Source organism: Pseudomonas sp. fls2-241-TYG-175, from assembly GCF_030209155.1.
Classification (GTDB): domain Bacteria; phylum Pseudomonadota; class Gammaproteobacteria; order Pseudomonadales; family Pseudomonadaceae; genus Aquipseudomonas; species Aquipseudomonas viridiflava.
Genome location: NZ_JARVSO010000062.1, coordinates 20,166 through 33,008, shown reverse-complemented (window position 1 = coordinate 33,008; position 12,843 = coordinate 20,166). Strand labels below are relative to the sequence as shown.

Genomic DNA, 12,843 nt, shown 5'->3' with positions numbered 1-12,843 from the left:
CGGCAGTGCCGCTGTCTCACTGGATAGCCAGATGACTTGTGTATAACGATGAGCGCAGAGTGGGAGCGATGAGTGCTCCGCATGGACAGGCACACCATGGCGCTCCGCGCCACAAATGACACTGACTCAGTGAGCAGAGCGCTTCACTTGAATCACCTCAGGATGTCAGTCGACTGAGCCAAGCTCATCAATATGCCGATACTCCGCCCCCAGGCCGCGCGCCAGTTCCCGCGCTCTTCCCACCCGGATCGGGCCTTTTTCCATATCGATCAACAGACTCGCGCACTCGAAAGCCAGCAGCGCAGGCAGTTGCTTGAGCCTGCCATCGGTCAGCACCAGCACCCGTTGCTGTTCAGACGGATAGCGCTTGCTGCGTTTCGTCAGCCAGAGCCGGGCCTCTTCCAGAGCTTGCAGCAGTGGCGTTCCGCCTCCCGCCCCCAGCGCATCAAGCCAGGGAGTCAGCGCTGACGATGCTTTCAAACCCTGATGCTGCCAGCTCGGCGCGTGGCCACTGGCCGTGAGCAAGGCCAGACGGGTGCGGCTGCGATAGGCATCGTCAAATACCTGAGACAGCACGCCCTTGGCTTGGCTGAGCGCCTGATGCCGCTTCGTCGACGCAGACGCATCGACAATCACCAGCAACAGCTCACTGGGGCGACTGCTACGCGGCTGGCGAACCAGATCGCCAGTCTTTTTCGGACGACCTTTCATCAGGGTAGGCAGCCATTGCACCGGGCCGTCCGAACCTGCTCTTGATGCGCCTGTCCTCCCCGAAGCAAGTCGACCCGGCCGGGGAACGGCATCCTCCCCCCTGGAGCGCTTGGGGCGGATGCCTAAGGCTTTTTTGGCCAGCTCGGCACTTCGCGACGTGAGCCGGTAGGCACTGCCTGAGCCGGCAGCTCACCCCAACTGCCCTGCCCGCCCACGTCATCCTGCTTTTGTGATGAGCCGGAAGGCGGCGTTTCAGGCGACTGCGATTGTGGTGGAGGCGGCGAGTGTTCGCGACGGCGGTGTCGCAGTGCAAACTCGGCCACGGCATCAATGTCCTGCTCTTCAATCTGTGCGACGCTGCGCCAGGCTGCATGTGCCCGTGCGGCGCGCAGCCAGACAAGATCGGCACGCATGCCGTCAACGCCTGCTGCGAAACAGCGTTCGGTGATCAATGCCAACGACGCGTCATCCAGTTCGATATCCGCCAGCCGCGAACGGGCCTGCTCGCAACGCTGTTTCAATGCATCCTGCTCGGGTTGCCACTGAGCGCCGAACGCATGCGGATCGGCATCGAAATCCAGACGTCTGCGGATGATCTGGCTGCGCTCGGCAGGCAGCGTCTGTCCGCTCAGAGCGACGTTGAGGCCGAAACGGTCCAGCAGTTGCGGACGCAGTTCGCCCTCTTCCGGATTCATGGTGCCGATCAACACGAAACGGGCGGCATGACGATGGGAAATGCCATCACGCTCCACCAGATTGACACCGCTGGCAGCGACATCCAGCAGCAGATCGACCAGATGATCGGCCAGCAGGTTGACCTCATCGACATACAGCACGCCGCCGTCAGCCTTGGCCAGTACGCCGGGCGAGAAACGCGCACGGCTTTCGGACAGCGCGGCATCCAGGTCCAGCGTGCCGACCAGCCGTTCTTCGGTCGCGCCCAATGGCAGGGTCACGAACTGCCCGCTGGCGAGCAGGTCCGCCAGTCCGCGCGCCAGGGTCGATTTGGCCATGCCTCGCGGACCTTCGATCAAGACGCCACCGATGCGCGGATCAATCGCGGTCAGGCACAGCGCCAGCTTCAGTTCATCGGCGCCCACGACGGCGGCCAGTGGAAAATGTGGCGTATTGGCAAGGCTTGAGTCAGACAAGGTCATCACTTCTCTTCTATATCCAGCAGCAGGTCTTCCAGGGCTTGCTGATAATCGCCCGGTTCCTGCCAGAGGCCGCGTTGCTGCGCTTCGAGCATGCGCTCGGTCATGTCACGCAAGGCATCGGGATTGTGCTGTTCGATGAATTCACGAGTCGACGGATCAAGCAGGTAGGCATCGGCCAACAGTGCGTACTGGTGATCATCGATCAGCTCGGTCGTCGCATCGAAGGCGAACAGGAAGTCCACCGTCGCGGCCATTTCGAACGCGCCTTTATAGCCGTGACGTTTGACGCCGTCGATCCACTTCGGATTGGCTGCCCGCGAGCGGATCACGCGGTTCAGCTCTTCCTTCAAGGTGCGGATCTTCGGCAGGTCCGGCTGGCTGTGATCGCCATGGTAGCTGGCGGTCTTCTGCCCGCTGAGGGTTTCGGCGGCGGCCAGCATGCCACCCTGAAACTGGTAGTAATCGTTGGAATCGAGCAGATCGTGCTCGCGGTTGTCCTGATTCTGTACCACGGCCTGCACCTGAGACAGGCGCTGAGCGAAGCGCTGCCGGGCGGGCGTACCCTCGTCGGAGCCGCCATAGGCATAACCGCCCCAATTCAGATAAACCTCGGCCAGATCCTCGCGGCTTTGCCACAAGCGCCCATCGATGGCGCCCTGAACGCCCGCGCCATAAGCGCCGGGCTTGGCACCGAAGATCCGCCACCCAGCCTGACGTGCCGCTTCGTCCTCGCTCAGACCTTCAGCGATGAAACTCGCTCGTTCTTCACGTACCCGGGCGGCAATCGGGTTCAGATCATCCGGCTCGTCCAGCGCCGCAACAGCCTGCACGGCAGCGTCGAACAGACGAATCAGGTTGGCGAAGGCATCGCGGAAGAACCCCGAAACCCTCAGCGTCACGTCCACGCGCGGACGATCCAGCAGACTGATCGGCAGAATCTCGAAATCATCGACACGCTGGCTACCCGTTGCCCAGACCGGACGCACGCCCATCAGCGCCATGGCTTGCGCAATGTCGTCGCCGCCAGTGCGCATGGTCGCCGTACCCCAGACCGAAAGACCCAACTGCCGCAAGTGATCGCCGTGATCCTGAAGATGACGCTCCAACAGCAGATTGGCCGACTGAAAACCGATGCGCCACGCCGTGGTGGTCGGCAGGTTACGCACGTCGACGCTGAAGAAATTGCGCCCGGTCGGCAATACATCCAGCCGCCCGCGACTGGGTGCACCGCTGGGCCCGGCAGGCACGAAGCGGCCACTCAGTGCATCCAGCATGCCCTGCATTTCTCCCGGGCCGCAGGCATCGAGGCGTGGGGCGACCACTTCTCGCAGGCTGTCGAGGATCAGCGCCAGGTCGGCATGCTCCGGCAAATCCGTCACGTCCTGACCGTCGCAGATGCGCTCGATAAGGGCAGCTGCGTAAAGCTCAAGGCGCTCACGCGCGTCGCCAGCCGTGCGCCACGGGTCAGTGCTCAAGCCCAGCAACTCGGTCGGACGCGGCCCTTGCCAGGGTTCGGCAAGTTCGCAGTCCAGTGGGTCGAAGCCCAGATCGAATGCCTTGCTCAAGGCCCGCAACAGACTCGACTGAGCACCACGGCCATCGCCACGGGGAATACGCAACAGGGCCAGCAGCGTGTCGGTGCGTAAACGTCCTTCAGGTGACTGACCAAAGATATGCAGGCCATCGCGGATCTGCGACTCCTTCAAATCACAGAGATAGGTGTCCAGACGCGGCAGCCAGATTGCTGCGTCGGCGTCGCTGTCGGTCGTCTCGTCCAGCGCCAGCTCACGGTCGATCTGCGTTTCGCGAACCAGATTCAGAATGTCACGCTGCAGCTCGCGGGCGCGGCGAGGATCAAGCAGCTGCGCTTCGTAATACTCGTCCGCCAGCAGCTCCAGATTGCGCAACGGGCCATAGGTTTCGGCGCGGGTCAGCGGCGGCATCAAATGGTCGATAATCACGGCCTGCGTACGACGCTTGGCCTGTGCACCCTCGCCCGGATCGTTGACGATGAACGGATAGATGTTCGGCATCGGGCCCAGCACAGCATCCGGCCAGCAATTCTCGGACAGGCCGACGCCCTTGCCGGGCAGCCACTCCAGATTGCCGTGCTTGCCGACGTGCACCACTGCGTGTGCGCCGTAGGCCTTGCGCAGCCAGAAGTAGAACGCGAGGTAGCCATGCGGCGGCACCAGATCCGGGTCGTGATAGACCGCACTCGGATCGACCTGATAGCCACGGGCCGGCTGGATGCCGACGAAGGTCAGACCAAAGCGCAGGCCTGCGATCATCATCCGGCCACTGCGAAACATGGGATCGGCATCCGGCGCGCCCCAGCGGGCGTTCACCGCGTCACGGTTGGCCTGCGGCAATGCATTGAAGGCTTCGAGGTACTCATCCAGCGCCATGCTCTGCTGACATGGACGCTGGTCGATGCTGTCCCGATCGTTGGTCACGCCGCCGAGCAATTGATGAATGAGTTCGGTGCCGCTGTCAGGCAGCCCGGCCAGCGGATAGCCCTCGGCCTGCATGGCACGCAGAATATTAAGCGCGGCTGCGGGTGTGTCCAGCCCGACGCCGTTGCCGATTCGGCCATCGCGGGTCGGGTAGTTGGCGAGAATCAACGCCACGCGCTTGTCGGCGTTGGGCAGGCGCGCCAGCAGAATCCAGCGTCGTGCCAGTTGGGCAACGAAGTCCATGCGCTCGGGATGCGCCCGATAGCAGACCACATCGGACTGACTGCGCTCGCTGCGCCATGCCAGATCCTTGAAGCTGATGGGCCGACTGATGATGCGCCCGTCCAGTTCCGGCAAGGCGATGTGCATTGCCAGATCGCGGGCACCCAGGCCTTGTGCGCTGGCACTCCAGGCAGGCTCGTTGTCTTGCGCACAGATGGCCTGGATGACCGGGACATCGCGCCGAAACGGCCGCAGATGCGGCGCTTCCGGGCTCGACTGGGCAAAGCCGGTGGTGTTGAGGATCAGCTCGACTCCAGCCTCATCCAGCCAGTCTTCTACCTGCGTGAAGCAGCCAGCCTCCTTTAGGCTGGCGACGGCGATCGGCAAAGGGTTGAGGCCCTGCGCCTGCAGTCGCTCGCAAAACTCGTCGATGAACCCGGTGTTGGCGGCCTGCAGGTGCGAACGATAGAACAGCAGCGCTGCAACAGGCTGATCGTTGCGCCAGTCAGCCTGCCAGTCCGCCAATCCGGCAGTTGCCCGCTTCGGATGATAAATAGCGGTGCGTGGCAGTGGCTGGGGTTCGGCCCATGAATAATCGCGCCCCAGCCAGGTGCTGGCGATGCAGCTATAAAGATCCAGCGCATTCTGCAGGCCGCCCTGACGCAGGAACTGCCACAGGCGGTTGCAGTCGGTTGCTGCAACGGTGCTCAGGTCGATCAGTTCCGGATCATGCCGGTCACACCCCGGCACCATAATCACCGTGACGCCCTGCGCGGCCAGCTCCATCAACCGCTCGACGCCGTAGCGCCAGTAGCCGATGCCGCCATGCAACGACAGCAGGATGACCTTGGCGTGGCGCAGCACGTCGTCGACGTACAGGTCGACCGACGCGTGATTCTGCACCTGCATCGGGTTGGCCAGACGCAGGCTGGGGTAGTCCTCCGGCAACTGCCGGGCCGCTTCGGCGAGCAGCGCGAGGCTCGAATCGCCGCTGCAGAGAATCACCAGATCGGCCGGGGTCTGCCCCAGGTCAGCGATGCTGTCGTCGGGTACGAAACCGCCGGGCTGGGTTCTCAGCAGGTGCATGGGTCAGCCCGCGATCGCGGCGTTGAGTTGAGTTTCCAGCGCGGCGGCGTCCAGTTCCTGGCCGATCAGCACCAGATTGGTCAGGCGCTCTTCGTCGGTGCGCCAGGCACGGTCGAAATGCTTGTCGAAACGGGTGCCCACGCCCTGGATCAGCAGGCGCATCGGCTTGCCGGGAATCGCCGCGAAGCCTTTGACGCGCAGGATGCCGTGCTGCACGACCAGTTGGTTCAGCGCCTTGAGCAATACAGCTTCATCGGCCTGTGGCAGCTTGATGGAGATCGAATCGAAGGCGTCGTGATCGTGATCATCGTCTTCACCGTCATGATGGTCATGGTGCGTCTTGCGACCGTCGATGTGGACTTCGGATTCGGCACCGACACCCAGCAAGACGCTGATCGGCAGGCGGCCACTGCTGGCCTCGATCACCTTGACGGCAGGCGGCAACTCTTCGGCGACTTCGGCGCGAACCCTGGCCAGACCGTCAGCGTCGATCATGTCGGCCTTGTTGAGGATCACCAGATCGGCGCTGGCCAGTTGATCGGCAAACAGCTCGTGCAGCGGCGACTCGTGGTCCAGGTTCGGGTCCAGCTTGCGCTGGGCATCGACCTGATCCGGGAAGGCCGCAAAAGTACCCGCCAGTACTGCCGGGCTGTCGACGACAGTAATGACCGCGTCGACCGTGCAGGCGTTACGGATTTCCGGCCACTGGAAAGCTTGAACCAAGGGCTTTGGCAGTGCCAGACCGCTGGTCTCGATCAGGATGTGATCAAGATCGCCGCGACGGGCGACCAGCTCACGCATCACCGGGAAGAACTCTTCCTGAACGGTGCAGCACAGGCAGCCGTTGGCCAGCTCGTAGACACGACCGTTGGCTTCCTCTTCGGTACAGCCGATGGTGCACTGCTTGAGGATTTCGCCGTCGATACCCAACTCGCCGAATTCGTTGACGATCACGGCAATGCGACGCCCTTCGGCGTTGTCGAGCATGTGCCGCAACAGGGTGGTCTTGCCCGACCCCAGGAAGCCGGTGACGATGGTGACGGGAAGCTTGGCCAGTGTTTTCATCAGATGCCCTTGTGGCAATGCGGCGGGCAAACAGGACGAGAGCCACGTGCGACGCACGCGGATCAGATCGCCACCGGATCACCCCGCCCGGTTGTAGTGAGAATTCGCAGGCCTTGGCCCGGTTCGAGGCAGGTCTCCTGGCTTACGGCAGCGCATTGCAGGCTTTCGGGCCTTGCCAACGCGCGCTCATCGCGCCTTCCCGCCTGGGCAGTGGCTGTGCGATGAACATGACCGTTTACAGTTGCGGGGGCAGCTGCGGCATTGACCGCATTCCCGTCTTAGCTGCGCTTGCGCACTGGGCTGCAAGCGAAGAACCTCGAACCGGCAAGGCTACGCAGTGACCGCTGGCAGGTCAATCGCAGAGATTGACGATCCCCCGCCACGCGTGGTCTCCTGTGCACCTTGTTACGGGTGCCCCTCACGGGGTGAAACGGGAAACCGGTGCGCTCAGATCGCTGAGCAAGTCCGGTGCTGCCCCCGCAACGGTAAGCGAGAGGAAGTCAGATCCACTGTGCTCAGGCATGGGAAGGTGACTTTGAAGGACGGACAGTGCTGTCACGTCCCCTCGCGAGCCCGGAGACCGGCCCGCTACGTTTGTAAATGACACACCCGCGGTGGGCGGGCGCCATTGAAACCTCTGACGTTCGTCAGCGGGTATCTGTGCGCATGGCCCGCTTTCGCCCAACGTCTCCAGAGGGAACGCCATGACGACCATCAGCAGCAGCCATTCGGCCGCAGCCAGCTCCACCCGCACGCAACGTCTCACCGCCGCCATCAGTGCCGCTCTGCTGGGCGCGTGCCTGGTGTACTTTGCCGGGTTCTCGCACATCGCCGCCGTGCACAACGCGGCACACGACACCCGCCACAGCGCCGCCTTCCCTTGTCATTGAGGACAACACAATGTTCAAGCGAATCGCCTCCACCGCAGGCTTCACCGGCCTGCTCGCAGCGCTGCTGCTGACCCTGTTGCAAAGCTTATGGGTCGTCCCGTTGATCCAACAGGCCGAGACCTACGAAAACGCACCCGCCGAACATGTGCATGAACAGGCTGGCGGCGTTGCGGCCGAGCACAGTCACGAACATGACGAAGCCGCCTGGGAACCGGAAAACGGCTGGCAGCGCGTGCTGTCTACTACCGGTGGCAATCTGGTGGTCGCGGTTGGTTTTGCGCTGATGCTAGCCGGGCTTTACACCTTGCGCGCACCGGGCAGCCCGCTTCAGGGCGCCGGATGGGGACTGGCCGGTTTCGCCGTCTTCGTGCTGGCTCCGACCCTGGGCCTGCCACCGGAACTGCCGGGCACCGCAGCGGCCGAACTCGGTCAGCGTCAGTTCTGGTGGATTGGCACCGCGGCCTCTACCGCTGCTGGCCTCGCGCTGCTGATCTTCGGTCAGAACCTGCTGCTCAAAGTGCTGGGCGTTGCCATTCTGGTTGCGCCTCATGTGATCGGCGCGCCGCAGCCGCTGGTTCATGAGAGTCTCGCGCCTGAAGCACTCGAATCGCAGTTCATCATCGCTTCGCTGCTGACCAATGCCGTGTTCTGGGTAGCATTGGGCCTGATCAGCGCCTGGCTGTTCCGCCGCAACAACGCCGATCTGCAGCATGCCGAACCGTACCCGGCCTGAGCAGACGAACGCCCTGCCCGCTTCAGTCATTGTCGCGGGCCTGGGGTGTCGGCGCGGTTGCTCTGCCCTGCAGTTGCATGAACTGCTGGAGCGCCACCTCAATGCGCATGGACTCGACATGAGCGACATCACCGCGCTGGCCTCCATCGACCTGAAAAGCGAAGAGCCCGGCCTACTGGCGCTGGCGCGACAACTGGCCGTGCCACTGGTGTTCTTCAACGCGGCGCAACTGGTGTACTGGGATCTTCACCTCACCCATCGCTCGGCGAATGTGCTGCAACACACCGGCTGTCACGGCGTCGCCGAAGGTTCGGCGCTGGCTCTTGCGGCGCAATTGGGTGATGGCACTGCCGGACTGGTGATCGAACGCCAGAAAAGCACCCACGCCACATTTGCCTTGGCAACCAGCCCCGCAACCGGCGGATAATCCCGGCAATGACTCATTTCAGGAGATTCCCTTGACCGTTTTTTTCATCGGTGCAGGCCCCGGCGACCCGGAGCTGATCACCGTCAAGGGCCAGCGCCTGATTCGCAGCTGCCCGGTCATCATCTACGCAGGCTCGCTGGTGCCTGTCGCGGTGCTGGAGGGCAATCAGGCCGTGCAGGTGATCAATAGCGCCGAACTGCACCTGGAACAGATCATCGACCTGATCAAGACCGCTCATGCGCAAGGCCAGGACGTGGCACGCGTGCATTCGGGTGATCCAAGCCTGTATGGCGCCATCGGCGAGCAGATCCGTCATTTGCGCGAGTTGGGCATTCCCTTTGAAATCATCCCAGGCGTTACGGCAACGGCGGCTTGTGCGGCGTTGCTCGGCACAGAGCTGACCCTGCCGGACATCTCGCAAAGCGTGATTCTGACCCGCTACGCCGACAAGACCTCAATGCCGCCCGGCGAAGAGTTGGCAAGCCTTGCTCAGCATCGGGCCACGATGGCGATTCATCTGGGGGTCAACAATCTGCACCGGATCATCGAAGAGCTCATACCGCATTACGGCGCGGACTGCCCGATTGCCGTGGTGCATCGCGCAAGCTGGCCGGATCAGGACTGGGTACAGGGCACGCTGGCGGACATCGAAGAAAAGGTGCAGGCCAAGGGGTTCCGGCGCACCGCGTTGATACTGGTAGGACGCGTGCTGGAAAACGATACGTTCAGTGAATCATCGCTATATCGGGCAGGTCATGCCCATCTGTTCAGACCTTAGCGACAGAGCTCGGCGAACAGCGGGCGCTGGCAACGGCATGGACATAGTCAGGCGTGGATCCGGCGTTACTGAAACGACGCAGATCGTTCGGTGGCAGCTGACGTGACTGGACCGGCTGTGTACGGACCTTTTCATTCACCTGCGAATCAGGCGTGATATCGCTGCCAAAGTGGGGAAACGGCTCTTGCGCCGCCCAACTTCCGGCAGCCAGCAACAGCAATACGAACACACCCGCGATGGGTTCCTTGGTACCGCGCATGGATCCGGGCATAGATCTCTCCTCCAGCCGACTGATGACGGCCCGTTACACCGATGACTGACCGAGCGTAAGCGCTCGAATGTCGCGAACATGTGAACGCATGGTGTGAGTCAATACGTAAATGTACACATGAGTCTGTTTTCGAACAACATCACAGTCGGGGCTCATTCAAACGGTTCCTCGCCTTGCAGCTTGGTGCGATGCATCAAACGCCCGCATTCCGGGTCATACGCCTCGGCACGATGCAGGGTGCCCGTGTTGTCCCAGATCACCAGATCACCCACCTGCCATTCGTGGCTGTAGCTGAACGAATCACCCGTCGCCCACTCCCGCAATTCGACCAGAATACGTGCGCTCTCGGCCCGGCTGACGCCTGCCACCTGCTGCGCCGTGCAGCCCAGAATCAGCGATTTGCGACCTGAGCGATGCGTCCACACCAGCGGCAGTTCTTTCTCGCCAATGGCCTGCATGACCTTGAGCGTCGCCAGACTCGGCTCAGGATTGTAGTAAAACAGCGACGACCAGGGCGCGTGCACGACACGCATGCCGGCATAGCGCAGCTTGTCCGCCGAAGACAGCGCCTCATAAGCCGCATACGTATTGCAAAACCCGGTATTGCCACCCCAGGTCGCCGTCACCTTGCAGGCCAGAAGCGAGGCCAGGATGGGCACATCACTGCTGGTGCCGTCGATGTGCCAATACAGCGAACCCTTCAGAAACTCGGCACCCGCCGGGTTCACCTTGGCATCCAGCGTAATTTTGGTGACATTCTGACCGTCGCTGGCTTCTGCCGAAAACGCGCCCAACGTGCGGGTGAACGCGATCTGCTCGGCATCGCTGAAACCGATTCGCGGAAAAACCAGCACGCCCCGCTGCTCCAGCAAACCGCGGATCTCGTCCGCAAGCTCGCCGCTCAGCAGCTCCTCTTTGGTATTGAGAATCCGGGTGCCGATGACAGGCTTGATCGGCTCGTGAAGCAGACGCGTTTTCGAAGTGGCTAACATGATGCGACCCTCTTCATAAGTGAACCTTACGGTACGCTTTTGAAAATTATCACGCAAGCGCTCATTTGGGATGACGGCATTAAGTCGTGGCGGTGCCAACTCACAGGCACGCTTGCCGATTAAAGCTGTCCCAATGGTTCAGCTCCCGCCAAGAGGCCCTCATGAAAATCGGCATCATTTCCGACACCCACGGTTTGCTCCGCCCGGAAGCGGTCAACGCGCTCCAAGGTTGCGAGCAGATTATCCACGCCGGAGACATTGGCAGCGCAGAGATCGTCGAGCAACTCGAGGCCATCGCGCCGCTGCACATTGTGCGTGGCAACAACGACGTGGATTCGCCCTGGGCGAACGATATCGCCGATCACCTGATTTTCGAACTAAGCGGCTGGCAGGTATTGCTGGTACACGACATCGCCGATGTGCCTGCCCTGCTTGATGAGCGCACACGGCTGGTGGTCACCGGGCATTCGCACAAACCGCTTATTGAATGGCGCGGGGAGCGGTTGTACATCAACCCCGGCAGTGCGGGACGGCGTCGTTTCAAACTGCCGGTGACCTTGGCGTTGCTCGATGTGCAGGGGTCTTCGCTGGAGCCGCGGCTGGTGAGATTAATCGATTAGACGACTTCGGATGCCTCGGTTTTTACAAATCGCGAAACATCAGCCACTGCGCCATACCCCAGGCATCAAAGCGTTCCTGCAAATGCCAGCCACGCTTGGCGTAATACGTTTGCTGATCGTGCGTGTGCAGGTACAACCGGTTTACGCCACTCCGTTTGGCATGGCTGCAAATGCTTTCGATCAACTCGGCTGCAAGTCCCCTGCCCCGAGCTTCCGACCTGACAAACACGCACGCTAGCCAAGGTCCGAGCTCGGGTCGGTCAGATAGATCGTTATCGGCAAACGCTGCGCCACCCAACAACTGCCCGTCCTCAATCGCGATGAGGCATTTCCACTCATTGTTGTACTGCCCCTCGGCAAACTCTTCCTCCCAGTCGGCCAGCGATTGCTGCGCAAACTCGTAGGTGAACTGCCGATGCAGCCACAGCGCCATCGTGTCGCTGTGTTCCATGTGGTCGATGAGCCAGTCCAGGCGGTGCATGAATGCTCCTTGAGGTTGGATGAAGTGTGATCTACGGACTAACCCTAGTCGTCGGGGGGCATTTATGGGTAATCATCGCTCGACCCCATCGCCAAAACCGCCGATTCGACGCGCTCTGATAGACGTCGAGTAACTGGCGGGCGCTTATTGTTCTTTCACGAATATCAGCCATCAGCGCCACACGGAGTTCAGACCAGCAGGCGGACGGCAAACCTTCGGGTTTTCGCAACGATGAAGCGCCGCGAACCGGGCAGGACTGGGGGTCGCTTACATCCGTGAGTGCTTCTCTTCCTGCCGCCATTTCGTAAAGCACTCGAGCAACTGCGTAAACATCGGCTTGTGTCGTGAGTGGGCCGCCGTCACGCACCTCAGGCGCCACATAACGAGGTGTCCAAGGCTGCAAGCGTTGTCGGTTCAGTTGCGGAAGTCCGGTGAGCACGCCTTCAACGGGCTGCCCGAGGCCAAAGTCAAAAAGTCGCAAGCCCCGCTCGGTGAGCATGATGTTTTCGGGCTTCACATCCCCATGCAGCACGCCGTTTTCGTGAACATATGTCAGGGCGCCCAGCAGCGGTGTTGCGATTTCCCTCGCCTGCGCCCAGGGCAATCCTCCGGGATTTTCATTGAGCACTCGATCAAGTCGAACACCGCGCATGAATTCAAGCGTCATGAAGGCTTGGTTGCATTCGTCGTCCACGCCAAATGCATAAGAACGAACGATGTGCGGATGATGAAGGCGCCGTGTCAGGGCAAACTCGCTGTAAAGCAACGCATCGGCGTCCCTTGCCGTCGCCAGGTCATCATTGAGCACCTTGATTGCGATGCATGGATCAGGCTCGCCCATCAGTTCGTGCAGCAGGTCGCGGGCCTGATAGACGACTCCCATGCCGCCAGCGCCAAGCAAGCGCTCGATTCTGTAGCGGCCTGAGAGTACATCGGGAAGCCTTTCCCGCGCCT

13 protein-coding genes and 2 riboswitches are annotated in these 12,843 nt (G+C 61.7%); of the genes, 5 read left to right on the top strand and 8 right to left on the bottom strand.

Annotated elements, in window-relative coordinates; all coding sequences use genetic code 11:
- Nucleotides 1–165: 165 nt before the first annotated feature.
- The 4 genes from QRN20_RS26335 to cobW form a co-directional block, all read right to left on the bottom strand.
- The gene (locus QRN20_RS26335) at nucleotides 166–711 is read right to left on the bottom strand and encodes a vWA domain-containing protein (protein WP_096767683.1); all 546 of its coding nucleotides are present in this window, start codon (nucleotides 709–711) and stop codon (nucleotides 166–168) included.
- Nucleotides 712–833: 122 nt separating this feature from the next.
- Nucleotides 834–1,868, bottom strand: a complete 1,035-nt coding sequence (locus tag QRN20_RS26330) for a magnesium chelatase ATPase subunit I (RefSeq protein ID WP_029241540.1) — start codon at nucleotides 1,866–1,868, stop codon at nucleotides 834–836.
- Complete coding sequence (gene cobN / locus QRN20_RS26325) at nucleotides 1,868–5,632, bottom strand: cobaltochelatase subunit CobN (RefSeq protein ID WP_122605877.1); 3,765 nt, start codon at nucleotides 5,630–5,632, stop codon at nucleotides 1,868–1,870. Before cobN ends, QRN20_RS26330 begins: the two co-directional genes overlap by 1 nt.
- Nucleotides 5,633–5,635: 3 nt before the next feature.
- Entirely contained in the window at nucleotides 5,636–6,697 is a 1,062-nt protein-coding gene (gene cobW / locus QRN20_RS26320) for a cobalamin biosynthesis protein CobW (protein ID WP_069144093.1), read from the bottom strand.
- 110 nt (nucleotides 6,698–6,807) lie between these two features.
- Nucleotides 6,808–7,031: riboswitch (cobalamin riboswitch) on the bottom strand.
- 58 nt (nucleotides 7,032–7,089) lie between these two features.
- Nucleotides 7,090–7,300, top strand: a riboswitch (cobalamin riboswitch).
- Nucleotides 7,301–7,401: 101 nt separating this feature from the next.
- On the opposite strand from cobW, the gene QRN20_RS26315 reads away from it, so the two are divergent.
- From QRN20_RS26315 to cobM, 4 genes are read left to right on the top strand one after another with little or no spacing between them, the layout of a single operon-like run.
- Nucleotides 7,402–7,587, top strand: a complete 186-nt coding sequence (locus tag QRN20_RS26315; protein WP_025993657.1) for a CbtB domain-containing protein — start codon at nucleotides 7,402–7,404, stop codon at nucleotides 7,585–7,587.
- A gap of 10 nt (nucleotides 7,588–7,597) precedes the next feature.
- A complete protein-coding gene (locus QRN20_RS26310; protein WP_088235408.1) occupies nucleotides 7,598–8,320 on the top strand; it encodes a CbtA family protein in 723 nt (240 codons plus the stop codon).
- Complete coding sequence (locus QRN20_RS26305; protein WP_058432401.1) at nucleotides 8,298–8,747, top strand: cobalamin biosynthesis protein; 450 nt, start codon at nucleotides 8,298–8,300, stop codon at nucleotides 8,745–8,747. Before QRN20_RS26310 ends, QRN20_RS26305 begins: the two co-directional genes overlap by 23 nt.
- Nucleotides 8,748–8,778: 31 nt before the next feature.
- Entirely contained in the window at nucleotides 8,779–9,525 is a 747-nt protein-coding gene (cobM, locus tag QRN20_RS26300; RefSeq protein WP_029241535.1) for a precorrin-4 C(11)-methyltransferase, read from the top strand.
- Here cobM and QRN20_RS26295 read toward each other — a convergent pair.
- Together QRN20_RS26295 and QRN20_RS26290 are read right to left on the bottom strand one after the other, a co-directional pair.
- Nucleotides 9,515–9,784, bottom strand: coding sequence for a hypothetical protein (locus QRN20_RS26295; RefSeq protein ID WP_058432408.1), 270 nt, complete (start codon nucleotides 9,782–9,784; stop codon nucleotides 9,515–9,517). The genes cobM and QRN20_RS26295 overlap by 11 nt on opposite strands.
- A gap of 164 nt (nucleotides 9,785–9,948) precedes the next feature.
- Nucleotides 9,949–10,788, bottom strand: coding sequence for a TauD/TfdA dioxygenase family protein (locus tag QRN20_RS26290; RefSeq protein WP_096767675.1), 840 nt, complete (start codon nucleotides 10,786–10,788; stop codon nucleotides 9,949–9,951).
- Between the two features lie 161 nt (nucleotides 10,789–10,949).
- Here QRN20_RS26290 and QRN20_RS26285 point away from each other — a divergent pair, with 161 nt between their 5' ends.
- Nucleotides 10,950–11,408: a metallophosphoesterase family protein gene (locus QRN20_RS26285; protein WP_029241533.1), complete on the top strand. Its 459-nt coding sequence runs from the start codon at nucleotides 10,950–10,952 to the stop codon at nucleotides 11,406–11,408.
- Between the two features lie 22 nt (nucleotides 11,409–11,430).
- Here the strand turns inward: QRN20_RS26285 and QRN20_RS26280 are convergent, their stop codons facing one another.
- Together QRN20_RS26280 and QRN20_RS26275 are read right to left on the bottom strand one after the other, a co-directional pair.
- The gene (locus QRN20_RS26280; protein WP_088235412.1) at nucleotides 11,431–11,889 is read right to left on the bottom strand and encodes a GNAT family N-acetyltransferase; all 459 of its coding nucleotides are present in this window, start codon (nucleotides 11,887–11,889) and stop codon (nucleotides 11,431–11,433) included.
- Nucleotides 11,890–11,920: 31 nt separating this feature from the next.
- Nucleotides 11,921–12,772: a serine/threonine-protein kinase gene (locus tag QRN20_RS26275; RefSeq protein WP_235160727.1), complete on the bottom strand. Its 852-nt coding sequence runs from the start codon at nucleotides 12,770–12,772 to the stop codon at nucleotides 11,921–11,923.
- Nucleotides 12,773–12,843: the final 71 nt, after the last annotated feature.